The following is a 24,008-nucleotide window of genomic DNA, read 5'->3' as shown; positions in this document are numbered from 1 at the left end:
AAGTTATTCATATAGCTTGTTCATTCTATTTCTTCTGTTCCGCAAAATAATGTTTCACGGCATACAAATATTGTCTTTCAAATTCCACAATGGCTTTTTTGCTCACTTTTTTGAATGGGAGAAGCATATCGAATGCATGAAAACAATTCGGGTAGACATCAGTCTTTGCCTTAACACCGGCGTTCTTCAGGTTTTTGATATAAGTAAGCGTTTCACAGTAAAACGGATCATTATCACCTACAAAGGTATATGCAGGTGGCAAATCTGAATAATTGGTTTGCCTTGCAGGAGCAGCGTATGCAGGAACATTCCCTTGCCACAAATCACCCAGATATGCTTTCCAACCTTTATGATTGAGCTTTGTATTCCAAACAGGAGCGTGGTTATCACGAGAAGATTCAGTATCTCTGTCATCAATCATGGGATAAAGAGGCATCTGATATGCAATATTTATTTCACCCTTATCTCTGGCATACATACAGGTTGCAACTGTCAAACCGCCACCGGCGCTTTCACCGCCAATCATAATCTGACTGGTATTTATGCCTAATTCCTCCGCGTGTTCTTTTAAATATTTTAATGCTGTATAGCAATCTTCCAAGGCGGCAGGATAGGGAGCTGCTTTGGAGAGACGATATTCCGGAGTCACAACGACAGCACCGTATTTTTTCACAAGTCCTATTGCCCGAGAGATATAGAGCATCTTTGCCATTCCCGTAATATATCCGCCACCATGTATCCATAAAATTCCTGGAGTTTTATTCTTTGGCTTCACATTTACAGTAGGTTTCAGAATATATAGATCCATTTCTTTTTCGCCAGACAGAATCTGGATTTTTTTCATTGTATATTTTTTCATAGTATACCTTTACATTCTAGAGAGCGTTTTAAAATTGTTTTCTGGCAGTTGTGCGTCACATTCTGTGGGAGAATTTTCCCGGATGAAGGGTGCGCAGCGGGCTATGTAACCTGAATCCGGAGTGAATATGCCGCTGCGCATGCAGATGGCGGGAATAAATTTTCAAACACGCTCTAATATATCTTTCAGCATCATATTATATACCTCCACAAATTTCAGTTTAGTGCCACTGATTTCATGTACTTACATAACACATTATAAACTACCATATCGTTCTTGAAAAGGATTGATTTTACGCGGGTTCTTCTTGCTGAACTGTAATGCTTCCATCCCCACGCATCTGTTACCATTTGGGGCTTACAGAAAGTGGAGGTGTGGAATTTCCTCCATTACATAAAAAAAGCAGTACCGAAGTACCGCCCTAAGACTATTTTATATTGTATCGTTAATTAAAAATTGAATTCAGCTGTTTAAACAATGTTTTCACCCAATATTATTTTTGGCATTGTGGTTAAACAACGATTCCACCGTTTATAGAATTTCTCTATTCCAAGTTTTGATACTCTTGCATGAACTTCCTCATTTTCCAATACCCAATACAGGACATACGTTACCTTACCCACATTTCTTATAAGACGAACGGGTAATTCACCTTCTTTAACTGCATTAAAATCTTTTTGTCTATGAGTGCGTTTTATGTAGTGAACATCAATTACGCCCTCTTGCTGCTGATAAAATTCGGCAACTTCCTTCATTAACTGTTCTATTTCATCAATCTTAGTTAATTTTGCTTCGTATATACATATTTCGTTAAACATAAAGCACCTCCACAAATACTGATTTATTTAATTCTATCATATGGTGAAATATATTGTCTATTAATATCACTTTGTATATCGATAATTTCTTGCCAATACTTTTAAAGTAATTTCGCAGAATTACGGTCATTTATAGCAGAGTAGATGATTGTGCTATCACTGTCAGATTGTTCTAAAACAATCATTTGTTGGCAAAGTGTTTTTGATAGGAATATACATTTTGGACGAATGGATATTTCATCTGTTCTGTTGGCAATATCAGCGAAAAAGACCGAAAAGAATATATTGAAATTCAAGGTTCATAGTAAAGTTATAGTTGATTATTGTTCCACCAGAATGTATGCTTGCTGAAAAATATCCTATAATTCTTTCTGTTCTTCTTTTGCTTGCCAGTAACCATGATTACCAATTGTCCCGATTGTTCCTTCGTTGGTAGCGGTGATTATCTGCAAACCATTATAAGTAATTAGAAAATGTCTGACTTTTAATGTATTCAACTTTCTTATCTATGGACTCCAAAATATCTTTGAACTGAGTTACCATATGAAGGAAGAAACTTTAATAGAAAAACGGCCCTTTAAATTGTGAGGCCGTTTTTTGATATATCCCTGAAAATGCCGCATTTACACGCGTTTCCAGGGATTTATTACTTTAAAAAAATGTTCTTGCGGCGGTTACAAGTCTAAGATTTTTCGCACGTCATACATTGGTCAGCGCTACGAGTTTTGAATTGCACACCTTTGTGCATAGACGGAAGTTGATATTGCTTCCGCTAAAAAGTATAAGAATAATTTAGCGGAAACCTCACGATCTCCGCCTATTATATTACTCCCTCTCGAAAGGCTCACCGCAATCCCCACAGATTACTTTGACCTCTCGCGTTGCCCCGATAATGGTGCCGCAGAAAAACATTTCCTCGGTTTTCTTTGCGATTTCAGATATTTGCAGCATGGTCGCGTCCTCCTCAAAGATATGTTGTATTGCTGTGAGTGACAGCTTACATATTACGGGTGGAAAAGCAAGCTTTAAAATACTTAAAACGTAAGCGCAAAATAGTCTTACGCTATTAATAAATATCGCTTGCACCAAAGATAGATGCAAGCATTTTACTCTATTTTAGTTTTGACAGCTAGCTTTGGCAGCTTCGCTCCATGGAGCAAGTTGCTCTAACTGCTCATCTGACATGGTTTCAGTTGGCCGCCCGGCCAATAGATAAGTCAGATATTTATAGATGTTCAGATCATTCGCTTTCGCCATCTCAACCATGGTATATACCATAGAACTGGCGGCTGCACCTTTGGGACTGGTACTGAACAGCCAGTTCCGGCGCCCCACTGTGAATGGGCGGATGGCATTTTCGCTGAGATTATTAGAAAGACTGCAGTGTCCATCTTCAAGATAGGTAATAAGCGTATCTTTCCGGTTTTGGGCATAGTTCACCGCTCTATCAAGGCGGGTACCCTTGTTTGGTTTCTGCTGATCCAGCCATTTCCAGAATGCTTCCAGTACTGGCTTTTCTTTTGCGAGCCGGAATTCTTTTCGCTGCTCAGCTGAATGGTTTTTGGCTTTTGAATACCGTTCGCATTCAAAAAGTTTCGAGCAGAATTGGACGCCCTGTACTGCAGGATTGCTGTAATCATATTCCTTGCCTTTTGGTACAGCATCTATAAAGTAGCGTCTCGTATGAGACCAACAGGAGCATCGCTTGATACCGGGAAGATTATTATATCCCTGATATCCATCCGTTTCCAGATACCCGGCAAAACCATTCAGGAATCTCTCAGCATTATACTTGGCTCTTGTTTCTGTATAATGATAGAGCACAATCGGCGGCAGTTCATCTTCCCCACTGCGGAACAGCCACATCCAGGAGTCTGTTTCTGGATTCCGTTCCGGCTCTCTTAATACCTGCACCCGAGTTTCATCTGCCATAAGATACTGTCTCTTAAGCAACTGGCGATGAAAGTAATCATATACAGGGCTAAAATAGTGCTCCGCACAGTAAATGACCCAGTTCGCAAGTGTTGTACGATTTAAGGCAACCCCAAGCTGCGCCCAGTCCTGCTCCTGCCTTTTCAGCGGCATACCATTCTGGTATTTCTGGTTCATTACCCAGGCAACTACAGATTCCGATGCATAGCTTCCAGGAATCAATGCATCTGCGACAGGCGCTTTCACAAAGACCTGTTCATCCGGATTTTCCTCTGATATAACACACTCTGGACATTTGTAGGTCTCCCGGTAAATATTTACAACTTTACCCTTTGCAGGTGAAAAACGAAATTCGTGACGAACGAATTCTTTGCCGATATATTCCATCTGTGCACCGCAGGAAGGACAGTTTTTCTCTTCCTCTGGCAGAGGGATAATCTCATCACAGGATGGGATATTTTTAAAGAGCTCTGCATGCGTGCGTTTTGCTTTACGTTTATGCGTTGGAACAGTGATATCATCTGGCAGTTCGGGATTCCAGTTATTGTCAGCTTCCTGCTCAGCTTCATCAAAAAGATTCAGCTGACCCTCCACATCCTTGCGTTTTTCACTGGAAGTGCCAAAGAGTTTCTTCGTTAGATATTCAATCTGCTGACGAAGATTTTCTTTCTCAAGACGGTCTGCCTCTAAGGTCTTTTGCAAAGACTTGATGAGTTCTGTCTGTGCAGCAAGAGTTGTATTCAATTGACTGATGGTATCCTTATATGCAAGGATTTTTGAATCTTTTGAATTGCCAGCCATAGGTTTTCTGCTCCTTTTTCTATGCTTTTATTTTACCATAAAAAGCATAGAAAAAGAAGCGGAAAATCCAGTATTTACAAGGGTTTGAAGCCTATCCCGAGTAGTGGAAAATGATCCACTTCCCGACAAAAAAATGTGGATATTTTCCACCGTTAGTCAGTAGGTTTGAATGCTTTGGGCTGTTCGATTTCAAGACCAGACATGAGCCAGTCGAATTGCTGCCAGGTAAGCTGTCTTACTTCAAGCTGATTTCTTGGCCAGCGGAACCTGCCCTGTACTTCCATTCTTTTGTAAAGAAGTACAAAACCGTCAGTTTCCCACAGTAATGCTTTGATTCTATCACAGCGTTTGCCACAGAAAAGATAAAGTGCACTCCGTCTGGGATCCATATGCAGCTGTTGTTCCACGATTGCACACAGACCATCGATGGATTTTCTCATGTCCGTACGGCCGGTAACAATAAAGATTTCATCGGCAGCTGTGATATCCCCTAGCATTCAAACTCCTTCAGTACGTTGAATACCTGTGCGAGAAGAAGCGGATCGGCTCCATTGGGGATGGATAAAGTGCATCTGCCTATCGAAAGATTCATGGATGGTATATCTGGAACTGATACGCGGGTGCATGAAGTATCAAGCATAAGATCATTCTGGCTACATGAAGCTTGATTTTTAAAATCGACTTTTACTACTTCCTGTTTTTCAGGAGCGTTACAGCTGCGTCCGGTAGCTGGTGGAAGATCAGAGCAGCCTTTTTGGCGAAGTCTTTTCACCCAGTTGTAAAATGTCCCTGGTTTAATATCATGTTCCACACACCATTGGTGATCAGTGAGACCACTGCTGCGGCATTCCATAATTAAGCGATATTGTTCGTGTGCTGGTATTCTGGTACTTCTCATGAGCAATCCTCCATAAATGTAAGTAGAGTAAAATGCTCGCATCTATCATTTCTATCAATAGAAAAATGAAGTAAAATGCTTGCATTCTCTAACTATAATTATGGACTGGGTTTTAGGACAAAACAATCCGTGGAATTATTTTGCGCTTACCTTAAAACATATCTTTATTTTTAGAATATCCTGCTAGCAAAAAGCCCCGCCGGAGCTGGGCTATGAAATACCTGACGTATACGGAAATTGAGCTGAGAAATAAAACGCTCCTATGCTTTTGTATGCTAGCGGAGTGCGAGCTCAGGAAGTCTGTGACCTGACGGTAGGAGATATCCAGTTTTGTCAGGATAGAGCTGGAGTTAATGTTCATGGAAAAAAATACGAAGGATAGGCATACCTGCGGCTGCTTCAGATATGATAAAAAGGTATATTGCGCACAGAGGAATATCTGAGGATAAGAATCGGCATGTTTTTTAAGTCAGACCCATGAAAAGATGGCGGTTTCCTGTATAGAGGAAATCTATGCAAAGTATGTCAGTATAGCCAAACAGTAAAATCCTGGGATGTTCAGAAATAATTATATGCCGCGCTCAATGAAGCATACAACAGCGACCCATATGCTTGGAGAAGTTTTTCAGGAAACAATGAATCGCCAATTGAAAGCATGGAATGACAGATGGTTTCTCGAAGAAAATCCTGACAGATATGATAATAGGGAGAAAAGAATTATACCGGATTTTTTAAAGTGATTTTTACAACATTATGCTTGTAGCGTTTCGCAAATGCCTATTATATTCCAAAATATCAAAGGAGAGTAGGGGAAACGTATGTTTTTGGTGTTTTATTCTTAGGTGAAATATCTGGGAATTTATTCAATGTAATCATTTTTTCACCATGATATTCTACTTTAGAAATGTTTTTATTGCGTATATAAATTTTTTTATTCTCAGATTCTATAGTTATCCATATATTTTTACTTTTAATTTTATTCATAGGAATATTTTGATAATAACTACCGTCTGAAAGTGATAAATTAGCATAGGAGAATTCTAATATAGTATAACTTTCACTAAAACAAACCAAACCAATAACTTCAGATACTAATAATAGTATATATAGGATAATATAAATTAATGCATTCTTATCTTTATTATGAATAGATAAAAGAGAGGTAAGGGCAAACATTGGCATTACTATTACTAATATGTTTTTTCTTTTTCTTTTTAATAATCTAATTTTAACTCGTTTGTATTTTAGAATAATTCTACATGCTACAAGAAAAAGTGCAATTGTTATAACATATAACAATATCTGGTTTATAATGATAGTTTTGAGATATACTGCAAGGATAGATTTTATAAATATATGAATAACAGAAATTACAAAAGAAGCAAGTATTGAATAACACATTATCCAGCCAAAAAAATATCCTCCTTTTTCTTTAGAATGTATCAACCATCCTTTTTCAGATTTCAAATTAATAAATAATTTTATTGCATATGCTAATATAGGAATTAAAACGGCTGTTATAATAGTATACAAAATATTTGGCATATTATTGTTTAAAAAAGTTTCAATATTTTTAATCATATGATATATTCTCCTTATTTAGTAATTATACTAGGTGTTTGATAAACACCGTAACCCATTGATTTTACTGGGTTTAGTTACTCGATTTATATAAATTTTCTCTCCAATGGTGATAAAATATAGGTAACGACACCAATACATCTCACAACCAAAGGAGGAGAAAATTTATGACTACTAAATACCATCAGATTTATTTGAGTGATATTTTTTCAGACTGTCAAAAAAACTCATCGATGATTCACCATCATTCTTCAGATCAGAAACAATTCTGAATACTGACCTGTTTTTTCTCCTTATATAGCGGAGAGTTATAAACACTCAATGCTAAAATTTACCTATAGTAATTATACGACATAAAAAAGGAAAATACCATATATTTACATACGATTTTGCTATAAAAAGAAGCCCACCTTTCGGCAGACTCCTTAATTAAGTCGTTATATTATGCATATTTTTATACTATCATTTTACCTATTTACTCACCTTAACCGTCTTGCTCTGTCCCTTACCCCTAAACAGTTTCGTGTATTTACTCACTTTGCTCTTAGGAACCTTGATCGTAGCCCAACTGTTTATCTTCTTCAGCGCAGACCCGCCAACCTTTTTCAACGCAGTTCCCTTAACCGTTATCTTTTTCAGGTTCTTACAGTTGTAAAATGCCTTGTTCCCAATGGTTTTAACCTTAGACGGAATAGTAATACTCTTTAATCCGGTACATCCCGAAAAAGCACTATTCCCGACAGTAGTTGTATTATTCCCCAACGTCACATTCGTCAGCCTCTTACATCCGTAGAACAGTTCATCTTTAACTGTCGTAACTCTAGTCGGTAACTTTACCTTTTTAAGATTGAAGCAGCCACGGAATGCAGCTTTCCCGATTTCATTGACTTTATTGCCGAATTTCAAGGTTGTAAGCGCTGAACAGTTGTAGAATGCTCTGTCTCCGATTGATGTAACATATTTGCCGATATTAACAGATTTAAGTTTCTTGTTTGATTTAAAAGCGTTCTTTGCGATACTTGTTACCGTAAAGTTGTAGGTGTTGAGTTTTACTGTAGCTGGAATCGTGAGTTTCGTTTTCTTGTTGTTTATTGGGGCGATTACTTGGACTGTGCCACCGTTTGAGCCTGATGTCAGGACTTTGTATCTGAAACTGCCTGAAATATATTCCTGTGTTACAAATGGTATAGCATAACTGCCGTTGTCTTGGAAACCTATTCCGTTGCTCTTTGCGTATGCCTGGACTCTGGAACCTTTGGATGCTGATAGTGTTACTGGGCATCCGTTAAATACTCCTGAACCGAGCTTAGCATTGTCGTTACGAACAATCACGCTACGAAGCCTCGTACATTGATTGAATGCATAACTACCGATTGATTGGATTGTTGATGGTAGAGTCATTGTTTGTAATCGAATGCAACCGTCAAAGGCATTACCTGCTATTGTGCGTACTCCTTCTTGCATTGTTACATTGAAGAGTCTACGACAGCCAGCAAAAGCGTTAGTTCCTATGGTTTGCATTGATCCGGGAATATTAATATCTGTTAATAAAATACAACCCTCAAAGGCATTTTCTCCTATAGTTTTCAAACTGTTAGGTAGATTAATCGTTGTCAATGCTTGACTATACCAAAAGGCATTTCTCCCGATTGAAGTTATTGTAGGTGGTAATTCTATTTTTGTTAGACTTGTACATGAGTTAAAAGTATTATCCTCAATGGTTTTGATTTTACTTGGTATTTTTATCTCTGTTATGCCCATATTAGAAAAGGCGCTTTTACCAATAAAAGTCAATCCCGCTGGAAGATTTAATTGTTTTACATTTGGAAGACTGGCTAAAGCGTATTCTTCGATTATTTTTAAAGTGTCAGGTAACTTCACATACATAATATCAATTCCACTTATTGCGTATTTACCAATGCGAGTAACTCCTTTAGGTATATCAATTCCCTCTATAGGATTAATATTTGCGAAAAGATAATCGCCAATACTAGTAACCCCTTCATTAATTATTAGTTTATAGTGTTTTCCGCGTCGTAAAGGATTTTCATATCTTCCACTTGTATCAAAACCATCTTGATCATAATTAAATGTATCTCCTGATCCTGAAATAATAGCTTCTTGAGTTTTTTCATTGATTGTAACGTGCACATTATTACCGATTTTGACAGTTTTTGTTTCTTCTTCTGCTTGAGCAGGTATTATGCATAAAACAAACAAAAACATAATAAGAAAAGCACTTGAAATTATTTTTTTCATACTTTCCACACTATTTTCCTCCCTTTCTTATAATTAAATTATAGATTAATAGGAAGGATTTTACAACTGTAAATTTATTTTTCTCTGAGAGTATACTCTAACGAATTAATCTTTTCAGTTAATTCGTTTATTTTTTGATCCTGTTGCTGTGCTACATATAGTATTGCAGGTATAATTACTTTTTCATTCCATTTCTCAGGACTGCTAACGATGTTTATAACCATGTAAATGTTGATCGCGTAGAAAAAAATATGATTAGAATTGGTATTCTGGAAGCCTAAATGGTGTAAATGTTAAAACTACGTTGTTTTACACCATATTTTACACCATTACACCGTGTAAATATATACCAGTTATAATATGTTGTGTAATTCTCAGAGGATATAAAGCCAGTAAATATCAGCATTTGAGGACTTATATGAAGATATATTATCTCTAGGAATCTTACACATGTGTAATCTAAGAGTCACCTCTATGCAAGGTAGCTATGTTATACTATACCCATCGAATGAAAGCCTGTTAAACATGCTTTAGAAAGGTGGATTTTAAAATGAATTTATTGGAAGTAAAGGAATTATACAAAACATACGGGAGCGGGGAGACTGCAGTGGAGGCGCTGAAAAATGTATCTTTTTCTGTCCCGAAGGGTCAGTTTGTAGCCGTGGTGGGTGAATCCGGATCAGGAAAAAGTACACTGCTGAATATGATTGGGGCTCTGGACACGCCTACCTCTGGATGTATTCAGATTGACGGAAGGGAAATTCTGGAGATGGATGATGAAAAGCTTACGATTTTCCGGAGGCGGAATATTGGATTTATATTTCAGGCTTTCAATCTGATTCCGGAGTTAACTGTTGAACAAAATATGATATTTCCCCTGCTTTTGGATTATAAAAAGCCGGATCAGGATTATGTGGAAGAATTGCTGTCGGTTTTGTCTTTAAAAGAAAGACGCAATCATTTACCCCGCCAATTATCCGGCGGACAGCAGCAGCGTGTCGCCATCGGGCGGGCGCTCATTACCCGTCCGATGATGATTCTGGCTGATGAACCAACAGGAAACCTGGATACGCAAAACAGCAGTGAAGTAATTTCCCTGCTTAAGTCAGCATCCAAGCGGTACAGCCAGACGATCCTGATGATTACCCACAACCGCAGTATAGCTTCCACAGCAGATCGGGTATTACGGGTATCGGACGGGGTACTCACTGATTTAGGGGGGTATGCAGAGTGAAAAGCTATCTTGGATTGATTTCTGAATATGCAAAAGTGCATAAAAAGAAGAATCGCTTAACCATCACCTGTATTGCCGTATCCGTACTGTTAGTTGTGGCAGTATTCGGCATGGCTGAAATGAGCGTGAAGACACAAATGAATGAACAGATTAAGACTTATGGTAATTATCATGCTGCGGTTATGAACCCCGATTCTAAAATTGCCACACAGATTGGTGAAAGACCGGATGTGGCAGTTTCCGGCTGGTTTTATGAAATTGAGAGCGGAAAAACCGGAGATGTGGAGGTACGTATTTCCGGCGGCGACGAGGCAATTTCCAGGGAGATGAATATGGAAGCCTCAGAAGGGCGTTTTCCAGAATCTCCGGAAGAAATAATGATGGACAGGTCAGCAATGCAGAAGCTGGGATATTCAGTGGGTGATTCGGCAGATATTACCCTGGCAGATGGAACTGTACGCCAGTTTAAAATTACTGGCATCAGCAGCGATTTTGTTTCCCTGAAGTCTTTTGACCGGCATGCCATTTACCTTACTACAGAAGGAATTTTAAGACTATCAACTGGTGATGTGTATGGGGTATATTACATCCAGTTTAAAAAAGGTGCCAACATGCGCCAGGCGATACAGGAAATAAAAACAGATTATGGATTGTCCGATGATCAGGTAGGTACGAACCGGGTGCTGCTTGGTTTACTGGGACAGGGAAATGACAGTGGAATGTACCAGTTGTATCTTGTAGCAGGTATTTTGTTTGTGCTGATACTCTGTGCAGGTACTTTTATGATCTCCAGCAGCTTTACAATGCGGGTGACGGAGCGTGTACAGTTTTTCGGGATGATGCGCTGTCTGGGGGCGACGAAAAAGCAGGTAAAACGTTATGTGAGGCTGGAAGGGCTCCGCCTGTGTGCAGTTGGAATTCCAATTGGATTACTGGGTGGTACGCTTATGATGTGGGCGGCATCAGCTTACCTAAAATTTTTTAACGCAGCATTTTTTGCGGAAATGCCACTGTTTCAGATCAGTGTGCCTGCACTTTTAGCGGGTGCGGGTGTTGGTTTTCTGACGGTCATGCTGGCATCCAATACTCCATGTAAAAAAGCAGCAGGAGTTTCGCCTCAGGCAGCACTGACTGGCAGCGTAGGTGGAATGAAAGCAGCCGGAAAAGCGGCAAATACCCGTCTCTTTCACGTGGAGACCGGGATGGGGGTGAACCATGCGTTCCAGAGCGGCAAGAATACATTTTTACTTTCCGGATCATTTGCCATCAGTATTGTTTTATTCCTGTGTTTTACAGTTCTGATCACGTTTATGAACCATGCACTGAATCCCCTTCGGCCTTATGCTCCGGATATCAGTATACTGGCTGAAGAAAATGCACCGTCCATTAAGCATGACCTGGCCAAAGAAATCAGTGAATTGGATGGCGTCAAAAAAACATATGGCCGTATGTTTGCATACAACATTCCGGTAACTGGAAGAGATCACGTCAATACTGCTATGCTGATCTCTCATGAACAGTATCAGTTCGATTGGGTAGAAGATCAGCTGATTGAGGGAAATATAGAAGATGCGAAGGATGGAGACGGAGTTTTGGTCATATACTCGGAGGAACAGAACTGGCATGTGGGTGATTCGATCACTGTAAACTTACCAAAAGGTGAAACTTCATTGCGTGTTGCAGGCATCTTAGCAGATGCCCCTTATGACAGAGCTGCGGGGGAACAGGCTGTAATCTGTTCAGAAAATACGTTTACGTCGTTGACCGGATCCAGTGATTACACCATTATCGATGTACAGGTAAATGCAAACGCCCCCTCTGACCTGGATGAAAAAATCCGCCAAATAGCGGGGGGATCCCAGGTTTCCTTGCTGGACAAACGGAGTGCGAACCAGGATGTGCAGGCAGCTTATCTGTCAATGTCGGTATTTGTGTATGGATTCTTAATGGTCATTGCTTTTGTAGCTCTGCTGAATATAGTAAATACAGTAAATGGCAGCGTTTCCAGCCGTATCAACCAATATGGAATGATGCGTGCGGTAGGTATGAGTGCCAGACAATTAAAGCGTATGGTTTGGGCAGAAGCTGCTTCTTATGCAGTGGTAGGAAGTCTGGCAGGATGTATATTAGGTATGTTATGTCACAAAATGGTATTTACCATGATGGTTACTGAAAACTGGGGAGTGGAGTGGCAGCCGCCGTTTCTGGTATTGGGGGTAACAATTGCAGCCTCTGCTCTTACAACATTTATAGCAGTCATTTCACCATCGAAAAAGATTGAGAAGCTGAGTATTGTAAATGTGGTTAATGCCCAGTAATAGAAAATAAATGTCTATATAACCAGTCTGATAGTTTCCAACGAGGACCGGTTATATTGAACTTTTCAAACGGTTTATAAACTTAAAATATTATTCGTCTGGAAACACCATCTCAGATTGAGCTATAACGGCCACTTTCCCTTTACTGTCATAGATGTTAAAAGAAACCATACTAACGATTATCATAATGATATTTATCACAATTATACTAATAATTATACCTAGTACAATTTATGTTAAAAGTACCGTTGCGGCAAGCAACGCAGATTAACATGAGACGGCTGCAAATGAGCGTAATTATTTTATCATATCTCTTTGGATATTCCTAACGGTTTCTAATTGACAGGATTTTAATGCTATTATAAAATCAACCTATCGGTGGCTTAGTTATTATAGAGGTAAAAATATAGCAAGTTATCTATGCAGATAAGTTATCCTGTAGTTTCTGGAAATTATAAAATAGTGCTGGAATTATTAATAAAAATGAAATATACTGAAAAAAACAAATAGATTGGCATATTATGAGCAGCTCATAATGTGCCAGGTTTTTAAACAGCCTGTTTAAAAGGAGGAAAGTGTGAGAATGAAAACTTGTTATGTAATTGGCATAGCAGGAGGAACTGCCGGCGGGAAGTCTGCTTTTTGTGAGCAGCTTGCGGAATTTCTGGGAAAACAGGGATTAAAGGTAATAGAAATACATATGGATGATTATTTCAAACCGGAGACTGAACGCCCTGTTTCTAAAGCGCCGGTCAGCGGCAAAGAGTATATAGACGATAATCATCCGGATACTATGGATTTGAAAAGCGTGTATTCAGATCTGCTAATCCATATGGATTCCGGGGGATATGATGTTATTTTGATAGAAGGGCTTTTGACGTTATGGGAGAAAAACATATTTGATATGCTTGATTTGAAACTTTATGTGGATTGTCCCGCAGACGAAAGAATCATCCGAAGATTGAGAAGAAACATGTCATGGGGCAAATCCTTTGAAGAAATTGCAGAAGTTTATCTGGAACTGGTCAGGTATCGCCATAATGAATACGTAGAACCGACAAAGTGGAAAGCCGACTTCATAATTAATGGAATGGCTGCTACGGAAAAGGCTGTTATCGGAATTGGACATATCGTTCGGGGTGAATTAGCCGGAGGTGAACAGATTGATTCGAATTGCCATTTGTGATGATGAGTCCGATTCTATTCACAGAAACGAGGAGATTTTACAGGAATGTATTAGCCAGATGAAATGCATTGCAGATATTATCACTTATTCCAATGGAGAGATGCTTTTATCGGATATATTAGAAGATGATTTTTTCTACGATTTGATTTTACTGGATATTGAGATGCCAAATATAAGCGGTATGGAGATTGTGCAGTCTATAAAACCTAAGCTGCCAAATATGCGGGTGATCTTCATCACTTCCCATATTAAGTATGCAATAGATAGTTTTGAGCTATCTATTTTCCGCTATGTGCCAAAAGATGATCTGGAGAAAAGGTTGACGTATGCAGTGACAGATGCTCTGAAATTAATTATGCTGGAGAGCAATAAAAATTATATAGTTTTGACGGCAAATCGTATGGAGAAAGTAAGATTTCAGGATATTCTTTATATTCAGAGAGATGGAAAGAATTCTGCAATAACGACTTTCCATGGTGTCATAAAGGTGAGGAGAAGTCTTCAGACTGTTCATGAAGAACTGGATTCGGAAGAGTTTATTTTTGTTGAACGGGGATGTATCGTAAATCTGATACAAGTAACGCAAATAAAAAATAGTATGATTTATCTAAAGAATCAAATAGAATTACCAATCAGCAGATCCCATTTACAGGGGGTAAAAATTGCGCTGAATTCCTATTGGGGGAAACGTATATGATGAATTTCGTACTGAAATTTCTGATTTTGTTTATGAATATAGTCCTGTGTATCAGCTGGAGTGAAATTTTGTTTACTGAGGAAAAAGGCAGAGCCTTATCATTTCCAAGATGTGCGGCAAGTGCTGGACTCGCTGTCTGTTTATGTCTATGGAAGAGTTTTTTCCAGATCTTTGAAGTGGAACAGCTTATTCTTGTCATAGCTGTTGCGGGATTATCAAAATATTTGTTACGGGTAAAGCCAAAACTTCTAATCTCTTCCGTCTGTTTATGTTTGAGTATAATATATTTGTTTGATACTGTGGTTTGGTTATTATTAAAAGAATTTTTACAACTATCCCTAATTATGTGTGTATGTATCTGGATCAGCTTAAAAATCTTTTTTTATATCTGGATGTTGCTGTCTCCTGGAAATAAACGCATTTTAAAAGAAATAAAGCCTTACTATAATTCTATTTACGGAACGCCTATAGTTGGTTTTATGGGGATTTCATTTTTGAGTTACAAAACTTTTTCCATAGGTGACAAGTCTACGGTTTTTATTATTTGGGGAATATTGCTTGCTGTGATCTTTTTGCGGATTTCTCTGGTGTACAGCCATATTAGATATCAAAAAGAAAAGGAATATATTTCAACAATTAATATGCAGAAAGAACTGCTTGAAAAAAACTATTCTGCTCTAAATCAGGCATACGCTGTTAATGCTAAACTTTTCCATGATTTTCACAGACATTTAGAGATCATGCTGCAAATGGCAAATAAAAGCAAGGACACAGATATGGTAAAATATATTGAAAATCTAAGTGAACCGCTAAAAGAGATTGCGTCTGTTATATGGATCGGGGACGAAACCGTAGATTATATTATTAACAGCAGATATTCAAAGGCTAAAGAAAAAGGTATCCAAATGGAGATGAATATTGAGTTTCCCAATAATACAAATATCCGGCCCAATGATCTATGTACCATACTCTCGAACCTTTTAGACAATGCAATCGAGGCATGTGAAAGAGCGGCAGGAATGGGAACGCAGGAGTCTCCCTTTATTTATCTGACCATCAGACGCATTCAGAATATATTGATTATAAAGTTGGAAAACAGCAGCCTTCAGCCGGAATACAACAGTGATGGGGAACGAAATACAGCAAAAGAAGATAAGACACTGCATGGGTACGGGATGAAGAATATTGAATCGGCTGTTTTAAAATATGATGGGGTGCTGCAGTCCTCATATGAAGAGCACATTTATCGTACAATCATTACACTTTCCTTTGAGGGGGTTAAAATCGGGTGATTCAATATAAATGCTTCTCTATTATAATCACGGATTCCTGATTTTCCCCAATCATTTCAACGGATACTTTATGAACGATGGTACTAAACGAGTCCATATTTTTGAAATCTGGAAATACCATAATTGTTCTTAAGTTCATAAAGTGCTCCGTAACTTTGCATTTGATTATTAGTATTTATTGTATCAGGAATTATTTGTAATACGCAAAAATTCATCTGCCATCGCTTCCGGTGATTCTTTCGCCCCACCTTCCAGCCAGCACAGCACCATGTTGTAAAATGCCCCGGCATGGTAATATAGTTCATATTTCAGGATGGAACTTGCGGGCATATCTCCATGTGCTTCAATCACACAGTCTGTGACCACATCAAGCAGGGAAATTGAAGATTTTGCACGGTGAAAAGCCAGGATAAGTGCTGCGTGTTCTCCATAAAACCGAAACTTGTAACGCATCAGATCCCAACTATGAAAGTCTTCCACCGGGGAGGGACTTCCCTCGTGGTAGCTGAGTGTCATTTGATGGAGCCCATACTCAACAAGTTCCTCAATTGATTTGAAATTACGATAAAAAGAAGCCCGGGCAACGCCGGAGTCTTTAATTAATTCTGTTACTGTAATTTTAGACCAGTCTTTGTATTGCATGAGGGCAACCAGTGCGGACAGCAGCCGGTCTTTCACTAACTGATTTGCTATTTTTCTCTTGTCCATGAAACATTTCTCCTTATTTTGTATCAGGTTGGATAGTTGACAGGAAGGATTGATGTGATACAATTTATATCATATTAAACGTTTCTATAAATGTCAAGAGGAGGAAAATATGATTTTCTATTTTAGCGGAACCGGGAACAGTCAATTAGCGGCTAAGATGATTGCTGAAACCACCAGTGATGAGATGATTTCCATTAATAACTGTTTGAAGAAGGGTAAAAAAAATACGTTCCAATCAAAAAAGCCCCTGGTGTTTGTAACGCCAACTTATGCCTGGCGTATGCCAAAAGTGGTGGAACAATGGATTGATGAGACTGATTTCGCGGGAAATCGAAATGCCTATTTTGTTCTTACCTGCGATGGCAGCAGCGGAAATGCAAATGCTTACGCAAAAAAGATCTGCAAAGAAAAAAAGATGCAATTTAATGGAATTGCTTCGATCACTATGCCGGAGAATTATGTGGCGATGTTCCCAACACCTAGTGAACAGGAGTGTAAAAATATTGTAGAAGCTGCGAAACCGGCAATTTCAAAACTTGCCATACAGATACAAAAAGGAGAAAAATTCCCGGAACCGGCAATATCGTTTCGAGACAAAATATTAAGCGGTCCGGTTAATGGCATATATTATCCACTCCTTGTACATGACAGGGGATTCACTGCATCCAGTGAATGTATTTCCTGTGGAAAATGCGCCCGCAGGTGCCCTTTAAACAATATTGTTATGATAAATGGCAAACCTTTATGGAAAGGAAATTGTACCCATTGCATGGCATGTATCGCAGGATGTCCGGTAGAGGCTATTGAATATAAGAAGTCTTCAAAAGGCCGGCATCGCCATTACATTATGGAAGAATGAAATAATTAGAAAGTATGATAGGGAAAGGTAGATTGTATTATGAAAGAGCATAGAATTGAGGTAGACACTGCAAAGTGTATCGGATGCGGTATGTGCCGCAGAGATTGTCCGGCAAGCAATATTTCAATTACAAATAAAAAAGCGGTTATTGAATCCCAGGCATGCATCAAGTGCGGGCATTGTGTCGCTGTCTGTCCCAAGGCGGCAGTTTCCATGACGGGTTTTGATGAGCCGCCAATGGAATTTAAAAAGCCCACTGTATTAGATCCGCAGCAATTACTGGATGCTATCAGAACCAGAAGAACCATACGGCAGTTTAAAAATCAGCCGGTTGCTCCAGAAGTGATTGCACAGATTATAGAGGCCGGGCGCTTGACACCAAGCGGGGAAAATGCACAGGATGTATCCTATATCGTGTTAAAGGACCATATAGAGCGTTATGAAAAAATGGCAGTCCGTTTTTTTAGAAGGCTGCTGCCATTTGCTCGGCTTGTGAATCCCATGGCAAAAAATAAGGAAATTGATGACCACTTTTTCTTTAATAAGGCACCAGCTGTAATTGTGATTGTGGCGAAAGATGAAATAAACGGAGCACTTGCCGCCTCTAACATGGCTCTTATGGCAGAGGCCAACGGATTGGGTGTGCTATACAGCGGCTTCTTCTGCATGGCTGCAAATATGTCCCATTCATTACGCAAGGCACTTGGCTTAAAACGCAAAAACAGAGTTATCGCTACGCTGGTTCTGGGGTATTCGGGAGTAACATATCACCGAACTGCACAGAAAGAGGCAGCGAAGATACGGTTTTTGTAGTTTCATACATTTCTATTCATTTCTCACAGTGAAAGACAAGGGAAAGTTAAATTAAGGCTGTTTCAGACAGCCTTTTTTTTATGAATTAATACGGCGCAGATAAAAGAGGAGTACCTGAACTGCTATAGAGCGAATGGCTCTCCACATAAATAAAGTATACAGATAAGTATTCTCCCTATAAAATAAGGTTAATTAAGATAAAATAAAAATTAGTTTAAGGTTTATAGGTTATTATATTTATATTAATCAAGTCTTCATGGAATCATACTCTTGATAATTGATCGCCAGTCTTATGAAAAACGAAAAGGAGAGTACAAATGAATGAGAATATTTTAAAACTCTATGAATTTCTAACGGTCTTAACCCCCCTTTTAATCCTTTACATAATAAGAAATAAACAATATAAGAAAAAAGGCATTGCAGGTACAAAGAGTTATTTTGTTCTGCTTCTCCTATTTACATGTTATATTTATGCAGTCTTTTATCTGACCGGGGCAGGTACGCTGTTCGATTTAAAGATGTATGGAATAGAGGTACGGGCAAATGAGGTCAATTTATTACCATTTTCTAAGAATATAGATCTCTCGGGTTATCTGCTGAATATCCTGCTGTTTGTTCCGCTTGGATTTCTGATGCCTGTCATATGGCCGAAAACCGGGAAGTTCCCGTATATGCTGTTATATGGATTTTGTTTTTCCCTGCTGATTGAGATCAGCCAGTTGTGCAACCATAGGCGAACGGATGTGGATGATCTGATTATGAATACACTTGGTACAATCTTAGGTTATCTATTATTTTTATTCTTTATTAAAATTACAAAATGGGATCAAAAGCGTTCAGATTATAGCAGATACGAACCGATTATCTATATGGGTGTTATGTTTCTTGGAAGGTTTTTATTATTTAATGAGTTTGGATTAGTGAAGATACTTTACAATATCTGATCTGGCTTTCATTTTGTAATTAACAGGGGAGGGAAAATAATGGATAGTAAAATTTTATTAGTTGATGATGAAAAAGATATAACAGATCTAATAGAGGAAGTCTTAAAAGGCGATGGATTTCGAAATATAAGAAAGGCATATAACGGCAGGGACGCCGTGAACCTGTGCAAATGTTTTGAACCGGACGTGGTCATACTTGATATTATGCTGCCGGATTTGGACGGTATCGAAGTATGTAAGCAAATCCGCAGTTTTTCTTATTGCTCTATTTTATTTTTATCTTCTAAAAATGATGATATAGACAAGATACTGGGATTATCCAACGGCGGAGATGACTATATTACAAAGCCGTTCAGCCCCAGAGAAATCTCTTTCCGTGTGCAGGCACAATTACGCAGGCAGCGATATTGCGCCTGCACTTCTAAGGCAAATCATATGGTATATACGGCGGGTGGACTGAGTGTGGATATGGAAAGCAACCATGCCTATAATTCAGGAAAAGAACTGAATTTAACGGGAAGGGAATTCTTACTGCTTTCATTTCTTGTACAAAACAAGAATAAAATCATAAGCAAAGAACGCCTTTATGAGCAGATCTGGGGTGAATACAGCAGTATTTGTGATAATACGATAATGGTCCATATCAGGCATCTGAGAGAAAAAATAGAAACAAACCCTTCAGAACCAAAGCAATTGATTACGATAAAAGGGTTAGGATATAAACTTCTGGAAAGAGTGGAATAGATGGGGAAATCTGGTTATAGAACAATATTGCAGACGTACGTTGCCTTTTTTCTTGTCATTTTTATTCTGATGCTAGCCGGAATAGGCATTTGTGATTCCCTGATTACGGTCCGGGAGCCAAATGGTACATATATCAGGAGCGATTTTCCAAAAACATATACGGAAGATTTTGCGGATCAGATTATTTTTATTAATGATAAACCACGTATAAAACAATCCGCAATGGTACAGCTTCAGGAACAGAAATTGTGGATGCAGGTATTGGACGGGGAGGGGAACAGGGTTTATGGTTTCCAGGAACCGGAAAATCAGCAAAATCATTATTCCAATGCGGAACTGTTGAGATTATCCGGTCAGGGATATGTAACAGATGGAACGGTATATCTGGGAACCGTAACAAACAAGACGGATGAGTTTATTTACATCATACATTTTCCTGTTTCCATCTCAACTGTAACGATGTTTCTTGATGGGAGCAAATTTACTGGGGGAAAAACGATTATACTTTCTGCAGCAGGTATTTTGTTTTTAATCATATTGATTTCCGGAATCGGATATGGGTATTGGGTAACGAAATTCATCTCCAGGATAACAGTGGCAGTGGGTGATATTGCAAAGAGGGAGTATCTGCCCATCAAAAAGAATGGAACATTTTCGGATGTTTATAAGAGCTTGAATACCCTTAATGAACAAATTCATGTCAGTGATGCGATACAGAAGAAAACAGATATCATGCGGGAAGAGTGGATTACAAATATAACCCATGACTTGAAAACGCCGCTGGCACCAATCAAAGGATATGCGGAACTTCTGGCACATGACGGGCAACTTCCTTCTCAGGTACAAATACAAAAATATGCTTCTATTATGCTTCGGAATATAGAATATGCAAACACGCTGGTTAATGATTTGAAGTTAACGTATCAACTGGAAAATGGGATGCTGCCCTTTCAACGGCAAAATGATAATCTGATCAGATTTCTAAAGGAGTTATCCATAGATATTTTAAACTCACCTGAATATGCATCCAATGAAATCGTTTTTGACAGTGGTATTTCCGAACTGAGATTTGACTTTGATCATCAACTGTTGAAGAGGGCATTTAGCAATCTGATTATAAATGCATTTGTACATGGAAACAGCACTACGAAAGTGGAGATACATATTACAATAGATGAAAATATCGGGATTCTCCTTTCCGATGACGGAGAGGGTATGACGGAGGACGAAGTGTCCAATCTGTTTCAGCGGTATTACCGGGGAACCAATACAGCGCAAAAGACGGAAGGTACCGGACTGGGTCTGGCAATAGCCAGGCAGATCGTAGAAATACATGGAGGAACAATTATCGTGAAAAGTTCGCTGGGAACAGGTACAGTGTTTCATATTTCTTTTCCAAAAGATTAGAAAAGCTGGGTATTAAGGATAAATAAGGTTCAATGAAAGTGTGATTAAGGTTGACAGGTTATCATGTATTTATGGTAGCTGTCAACCTTTTTTCTGCTGAAGGTGAAACCTATTTTTTAAAATCTTTAGAACGACAAAAAATTGAAAATTAGAGAGAAAGCAGGTGTAAAATTGAAGATTATTTTAAAGTATGTTCTCACGAATGTAAAAGAACGTAAAACCAGAACCGCAGTTATGCTGCTATCCATTGTACTGTCAACCATGTTGCTGTTTGTTTCATTTTCTATCGGTTCCTCTTACGAAAGTGCCCAAAGAAAAATGGCAAGGGGAAAGGCTGGAACGGCAACTATATCGGTCCAAAGTGCGGATTCTGGCGTATTAGCCAGAATGGAAGATATCCCTGATTTAGATGAGATACAATCAATAGCAGGAATATTAGAGAGTTCGGCTATTTACCATAAATATGGCTATTTTGAATCTTTTGACCTGATCTCGTCGGATTTGGAACAATTGAAACAGATTAATGAACCGCGCTTGTTAAATGGTAATGAGATCTCTGATTTTACAGGAGACAAAATTATTTTGCCGGATCGTTTTACATCAAAGTATAACATAAATCAGGGGGATTCCATGACTTTGGATATCAGAGGAAAATCCTATACATTTGAAGTGGCGGACATTGCGGCATATGATACCGTATTTTTAAGACACACCCGTGGCACAACTGCATTGCTGCCCTGGGGTACCCTGGCTGAGATAATGAAGAAAGCCGGCAGCTATACGGAAATTTTGATTGAACAAAAAGAAGGTATTGACACAGAAAGTCTGATCAATAAATTGTCAGAACAGCTTCCCACTGGAAAATATCGAGTCAGCAATACGGTAAATGAAGCTCAGATTGTCTCCGGTGCCAGACAGAAAACAATGCCATTCTTTTTAATCAGCTTCTTTTCATTGACGATGAGCGTTTTTATTATCTTCAGCAGTTATAAAGTGATTACATTAGAGCGCCTTCCAATCATAGGAACTTTTCGCAGCATTGGAGCAAATGAGAAAACTGTCAAGAAAATTCTTATGATGGAAAGTATCCTGTATGGGTGTTTCGGAGGATTACTTGGGATTCCTAGTGGTATTGTGGTACTTAATATTATGCTGCAAGGATTGGGCCAGTCGCTGGATCAGGGAATATCTATACCTGCGGTAATAGCGCCTGTGGGAGTTGTGGTATCTGTAGCAGTTTCTATTATTGCATCATTGCTCAGTGCATATATACCGGTCAAACGCGCCAGCCGTCTTCCAATAAAGGATGTGGTTTTAGGAACAGTAGAGGAAAAGAATGTTTCAAACAGTACAGTTTTAATTTTGGGCATTGTTATGCTAATTGCATCTGTTATACTGCCGCAAATAGCAACGGGCAATGCGCTATATATAGCTGGCGGATTTTCTCTGCTGGGATTAATAGCGGCTGCTATTATACTCATCCCGCTGTTTACCGATCTGGCATCCGCATTTTTTGAGATAATTTACGAAAAAATATGGGGGAACGAGGGAAAACTTGCTGCCAGGAATATGAAGAAGAATAAAAATATCACACAGAATATTACGTTACTGTTTATCAGTATTTCAGCAGTAATTGCAATCAGTGTAGTGGGGGATTTTGTTAAGACTTATGTAGGAGATGTGTTTCGTGATGCCGAATTGCAGGGGTTTGCAGATGGTGAAATGAATCAGGAATTTATAGATCAGGTAGAACAGATGGAGGGGATTGAAAAAGTATTGCCTCTTTATGTGATGGATCATGAAATTTCCTGCAAAAATATGACATTTACAAGGGTAGAAGGCACCGATGACATTGAGACATATAGCTCGATGTTAGCGATCAATTATACAGATCCGGAAATGAAGGAACAGGCGGCAGAAGCATTTAGAGAGAAGCGGTCAATCATTTTAAATGAAGATACCATTAAGGTGCTGGACTGTGATGTTGGTGATACAATTCAGCTGTCAAACGGAAATAGAGATGTACCGTATACAATTGCCGGCAGTTTTAAATCCCGCGCAAGCGATGTTCAGGCTGTAATACCATCCGCTTATGCAGCTGAGGATTTTAGCCAGTCCGTCTTTGGATTTATGGCGTATACTGCAGCCGATCCGGATGCCATTATGATTCAGGTGAGAGAACTATTCGGCGATACATGGAACTGGAGCCGGACGGTTGAAGAATTTAATAATGATTCGCTAAGCACCATCGGCGGATTCTTAGCGCCTATGAACTATATGACTTATTTTATACTCTTGCTTGCGGCAATCGGCATCATAAATAATCTGTTGATTAACTATATACAAAAGCGGCGGTCTATCGCCATGTATAAGTCTGTGGGGCAAAGTAACAGGCAAAATATTAAAATGACGATGATTGAAGGACTTACTTCCGGATTTCTGGGGGCAGTCATTGGAATGGCCATATCCGCAATGGAAATTCAGACAATTTTCATAGTTGCGGGTCCAAAGATTTCCATGATGCCCAAGCTGGATTTTAAAACATTTCTTCTGGCTGGAATCTTAGGAATCGCTGTTACTCTCATTGGCTCGGCAGTGCCGATTATAAAAAGCAAGAACATGAAAATAGTAGAAGAGATAAAATTTGAATAACAACTT

23 protein-coding genes and 1 pseudogene are annotated in these 24,008 nt (G+C 38.8%); 13 read left to right on the top strand and 11 right to left on the bottom strand.

All coding sequences use genetic code 11. The annotated features are described in order from the left end of the window. Positions 1–25: 25 nt before the first annotated feature. The 3 genes from CD03_RS31955 to CD03_RS0101465 form a co-directional block, all read right to left on the bottom strand. The gene (locus tag CD03_RS31955) at positions 26–859 is read right to left on the bottom strand and encodes an alpha/beta hydrolase (protein WP_044288836.1); all 834 of its coding nucleotides are present in this window, start codon (positions 857–859) and stop codon (positions 26–28) included. Between the two features lie 9 nt (positions 860–868). After that, the gene (locus CD03_RS39745) at positions 869–1,000 is read right to left on the bottom strand and encodes a DUF6783 domain-containing protein (RefSeq protein ID WP_395022808.1); all 132 of its coding nucleotides are present in this window, start codon (positions 998–1,000) and stop codon (positions 869–871) included. A gap of 329 nt (positions 1,001–1,329) precedes the next feature. Continuing rightward, positions 1,330–1,677 carry a hypothetical protein gene (locus tag CD03_RS0101465; RefSeq protein ID WP_027292111.1) on the bottom strand — a complete coding sequence of 116 codons (348 nt, stop codon included), beginning with the start codon at positions 1,675–1,677 and terminating at the stop codon, positions 1,330–1,332. A 227-nt stretch (positions 1,678–1,904) separates the two neighbouring features. On the opposite strand from CD03_RS0101465, the pseudogene CD03_RS39740 reads away from it, so the two are divergent. Further along, positions 1,905–1,982 (top strand): annotated as a pseudogene (locus CD03_RS39740) (IS200/IS605 family transposase); the annotation flags it as partial. A 520-nt stretch (positions 1,983–2,502) separates the two neighbouring features. On the opposite strand, the gene CD03_RS38720 reads toward CD03_RS39740, so the two are convergent. The 4 genes from CD03_RS38720 to tnpA all read right to left on the bottom strand — a co-directional run bounded on the left by CD03_RS38720 (position 2,503) and on the right by tnpA (position 5,308). Beyond that, entirely contained in the window at positions 2,503–2,628 is a 126-nt protein-coding gene (locus tag CD03_RS38720; RefSeq protein WP_255348046.1) for a hypothetical protein, read from the bottom strand. Positions 2,629–2,793: 165 nt separating this feature from the next. Continuing rightward, on the bottom strand, positions 2,794–4,410 hold the full coding sequence (tnpC, locus tag CD03_RS0101455; protein WP_027292110.1) for an IS66 family transposase: 1,617 nt from the start codon (positions 4,408–4,410) through the stop codon (positions 2,794–2,796). A 152-nt stretch (positions 4,411–4,562) separates the two neighbouring features. Beyond that, positions 4,563–4,907, bottom strand: coding sequence for an IS66 family insertion sequence element accessory protein TnpB (tnpB, locus tag CD03_RS0101450; RefSeq protein ID WP_027292109.1), 345 nt, complete (start codon positions 4,905–4,907; stop codon positions 4,563–4,565). Then, positions 4,901–5,308, bottom strand: coding sequence for an IS66 family insertion sequence element accessory protein TnpA (gene tnpA / locus CD03_RS0101445; protein WP_027292108.1), 408 nt, complete (start codon positions 5,306–5,308; stop codon positions 4,901–4,903). Before tnpA ends, tnpB begins: the two co-directional genes overlap by 7 nt. 584 nt (positions 5,309–5,892) lie before the next feature. Here tnpA and CD03_RS37645 point away from each other — a divergent pair. Next, positions 5,893–6,048: a hypothetical protein gene (locus CD03_RS37645; RefSeq protein WP_156042718.1), complete on the top strand. Its 156-nt coding sequence runs from the start codon at positions 5,893–5,895 to the stop codon at positions 6,046–6,048. Positions 6,049–6,103: 55 nt separating this feature from the next. Here the strand turns inward: CD03_RS37645 and CD03_RS0101430 are convergent, their stop codons facing one another. Together CD03_RS0101430 and CD03_RS0101425 are read right to left on the bottom strand one after the other, a co-directional pair. Further along, the gene (locus CD03_RS0101430) at positions 6,104–6,889 is read right to left on the bottom strand and encodes a hypothetical protein (RefSeq protein WP_027292106.1); all 786 of its coding nucleotides are present in this window, start codon (positions 6,887–6,889) and stop codon (positions 6,104–6,106) included. A 471-nt stretch (positions 6,890–7,360) separates the two neighbouring features. Then, positions 7,361–9,148 (bottom strand): leucine-rich repeat domain-containing protein, encoded by a 1,788-nt coding sequence (locus CD03_RS0101425; protein ID WP_242849057.1) that lies wholly within the window; start codon positions 9,146–9,148, stop codon positions 7,361–7,363. A gap of 550 nt (positions 9,149–9,698) precedes the next feature. On the opposite strand from CD03_RS0101425, the gene CD03_RS0101420 reads away from it, so the two are divergent. From CD03_RS0101420 to CD03_RS38190, 5 genes are all read left to right on the top strand, one after another. After that, positions 9,699–10,382: an ABC transporter ATP-binding protein gene (locus tag CD03_RS0101420; RefSeq protein ID WP_027292104.1), complete on the top strand. Its 684-nt coding sequence runs from the start codon at positions 9,699–9,701 to the stop codon at positions 10,380–10,382. Further along, entirely contained in the window at positions 10,379–12,700 is a 2,322-nt protein-coding gene (locus tag CD03_RS0101415; protein ID WP_027292103.1) for an FtsX-like permease family protein, read from the top strand. Before CD03_RS0101420 ends, CD03_RS0101415 begins: the two co-directional genes overlap by 4 nt. Before the next feature lie 583 nt (positions 12,701–13,283). Then, positions 13,284–13,886 carry a uridine kinase family protein gene (locus CD03_RS31945; RefSeq protein WP_052377607.1) on the top strand — a complete coding sequence of 201 codons (603 nt, stop codon included), beginning with the start codon at positions 13,284–13,286 and terminating at the stop codon, positions 13,884–13,886. Next, positions 13,855–14,583, top strand: a complete 729-nt coding sequence (locus CD03_RS0101400; protein ID WP_334291627.1) for a LytR/AlgR family response regulator transcription factor — start codon at positions 13,855–13,857, stop codon at positions 14,581–14,583. Before CD03_RS31945 ends, CD03_RS0101400 begins: the two co-directional genes overlap by 32 nt. A 494-nt stretch (positions 14,584–15,077) precedes the next feature. Beyond that, positions 15,078–15,875 (top strand): ATP-binding protein, encoded by a 798-nt coding sequence (locus tag CD03_RS38190; protein WP_161597447.1) that lies wholly within the window; start codon positions 15,078–15,080, stop codon positions 15,873–15,875. 1 nt (position 15,876) lies between these two features. Here the strand turns inward: CD03_RS38190 and CD03_RS37640 are convergent, their stop codons facing one another. Both CD03_RS37640 and CD03_RS0101385 read right to left on the bottom strand, forming a co-directional pair. Beyond that, positions 15,877–16,014 (bottom strand): hypothetical protein, encoded by a 138-nt coding sequence (locus CD03_RS37640; protein WP_156042714.1) that lies wholly within the window; start codon positions 16,012–16,014, stop codon positions 15,877–15,879. A gap of 44 nt (positions 16,015–16,058) precedes the next feature. Further along, a complete protein-coding gene (locus CD03_RS0101385; RefSeq protein ID WP_027292101.1) occupies positions 16,059–16,583 on the bottom strand; it encodes a TetR/AcrR family transcriptional regulator in 525 nt (174 codons plus the stop codon). 109 nt (positions 16,584–16,692) lie between these two features. Here CD03_RS0101385 and CD03_RS0101380 point away from each other — a divergent pair, with 109 nt between their 5' ends. The 6 genes from CD03_RS0101380 to CD03_RS0101355 all read left to right on the top strand — a co-directional run bounded on the left by CD03_RS0101380 (position 16,693) and on the right by CD03_RS0101355 (position 24,002). Further along, positions 16,693–17,442, top strand: a complete 750-nt coding sequence (locus tag CD03_RS0101380) for an EFR1 family ferrodoxin (protein WP_027292100.1) — start codon at positions 16,693–16,695, stop codon at positions 17,440–17,442. 39 nt (positions 17,443–17,481) lie between these two features. Further along, positions 17,482–18,255: a nitroreductase family protein gene (locus CD03_RS0101375; RefSeq protein WP_027292099.1), complete on the top strand. Its 774-nt coding sequence runs from the start codon at positions 17,482–17,484 to the stop codon at positions 18,253–18,255. Between the two features lie 317 nt (positions 18,256–18,572). Then, complete coding sequence (locus CD03_RS0101370) at positions 18,573–19,199, top strand: VanZ family protein (protein ID WP_027292098.1); 627 nt, start codon at positions 18,573–18,575, stop codon at positions 19,197–19,199. 39 nt (positions 19,200–19,238) lie between these two features. Next, positions 19,239–19,943: a response regulator transcription factor gene (locus tag CD03_RS0101365; RefSeq protein WP_027292097.1), complete on the top strand. Its 705-nt coding sequence runs from the start codon at positions 19,239–19,241 to the stop codon at positions 19,941–19,943. Then, positions 19,944–21,350 (top strand): HAMP domain-containing sensor histidine kinase, encoded by a 1,407-nt coding sequence (locus tag CD03_RS0101360; RefSeq protein WP_027292096.1) that lies wholly within the window; start codon positions 19,944–19,946, stop codon positions 21,348–21,350. A gap of 171 nt (positions 21,351–21,521) precedes the next feature. Further along, entirely contained in the window at positions 21,522–24,002 is a 2,481-nt protein-coding gene (locus CD03_RS0101355; protein WP_027292095.1) for an ABC transporter permease, read from the top strand. Positions 24,003–24,008 lie beyond the last annotated feature (6 nt).

The organism is Robinsoniella sp. KNHs210 (assembly GCF_000686105.1).
GTDB lineage: Bacteria > Bacillota > Clostridia > Lachnospirales > Lachnospiraceae > Robinsoniella > Robinsoniella peoriensis.
Note: the sequence above shows the minus strand (reverse complement) of the source record. Positions and strands in the feature narration are given on the sequence as shown.

Coding starts and splice junctions, on each gene's coding strand:
- CD03_RS0101385 (WP_027292101.1), bottom strand. CDS start 16,583: ATGGACAAGAGAAAAATAGCAAATCAGTTAGTGAAAGACCGGCTGCTG.
- CD03_RS0101420 (WP_027292104.1), top strand. CDS start 9,699: ATGAATTTATTGGAAGTAAAGGAATTATACAAAACATACGGGAGCGGG.
- CD03_RS0101370 (WP_027292098.1), top strand. CDS start 18,573: ATGAATGAGAATATTTTAAAACTCTATGAATTTCTAACGGTCTTAACC.
- CD03_RS0101465 (WP_027292111.1), bottom strand. CDS start 1,677: ATGTTTAACGAAATATGTATATACGAAGCAAAATTAACTAAGATTGAT.
- CD03_RS38720 (WP_255348046.1), bottom strand. CDS start 2,628: ATGCTGCAAATATCTGAAATCGCAAAGAAAACCGAGGAAATGTTTTTC.
- tnpA (WP_027292108.1), bottom strand. CDS start 5,308: ATGAGAAGTACCAGAATACCAGCACACGAACAATATCGCTTAATTATG.
- CD03_RS31955 (WP_044288836.1), bottom strand. CDS start 859: ATGAAAAAATATACAATGAAAAAAATCCAGATTCTGTCTGGCGAAAAA.
- CD03_RS31945 (WP_052377607.1), top strand. CDS start 13,284: ATGAAAACTTGTTATGTAATTGGCATAGCAGGAGGAACTGCCGGCGGG.
- CD03_RS0101375 (WP_027292099.1), top strand. CDS start 17,482: ATGAAAGAGCATAGAATTGAGGTAGACACTGCAAAGTGTATCGGATGC.
- CD03_RS37645 (WP_156042718.1), top strand. CDS start 5,893: ATGAAGCATACAACAGCGACCCATATGCTTGGAGAAGTTTTTCAGGAA.
- CD03_RS37640 (WP_156042714.1), bottom strand. CDS start 16,014: ATGAACTTAAGAACAATTATGGTATTTCCAGATTTCAAAAATATGGAC.
- CD03_RS0101425 (WP_242849057.1), bottom strand. CDS start 9,148: ATGAAAAAAATAATTTCAAGTGCTTTTCTTATTATGTTTTTGTTTGTT.
- CD03_RS0101360 (WP_027292096.1), top strand. CDS start 19,944: ATGGGGAAATCTGGTTATAGAACAATATTGCAGACGTACGTTGCCTTT.
- tnpC (WP_027292110.1), bottom strand. CDS start 4,410: ATGGCTGGCAATTCAAAAGATTCAAAAATCCTTGCATATAAGGATACC.
- CD03_RS0101365 (WP_027292097.1), top strand. CDS start 19,239: ATGGATAGTAAAATTTTATTAGTTGATGATGAAAAAGATATAACAGAT.
- CD03_RS0101430 (WP_027292106.1), bottom strand. CDS start 6,889: ATGATTAAAAATATTGAAACTTTTTTAAACAATAATATGCCAAATATT.
- tnpB (WP_027292109.1), bottom strand. CDS start 4,907: ATGCTAGGGGATATCACAGCTGCCGATGAAATCTTTATTGTTACCGGC.
- CD03_RS39745 (WP_395022808.1), bottom strand. CDS start 1,000: ATGCGCAGCGGCATATTCACTCCGGATTCAGGTTACATAGCCCGCTGC.
- CD03_RS0101380 (WP_027292100.1), top strand. CDS start 16,693: ATGATTTTCTATTTTAGCGGAACCGGGAACAGTCAATTAGCGGCTAAG.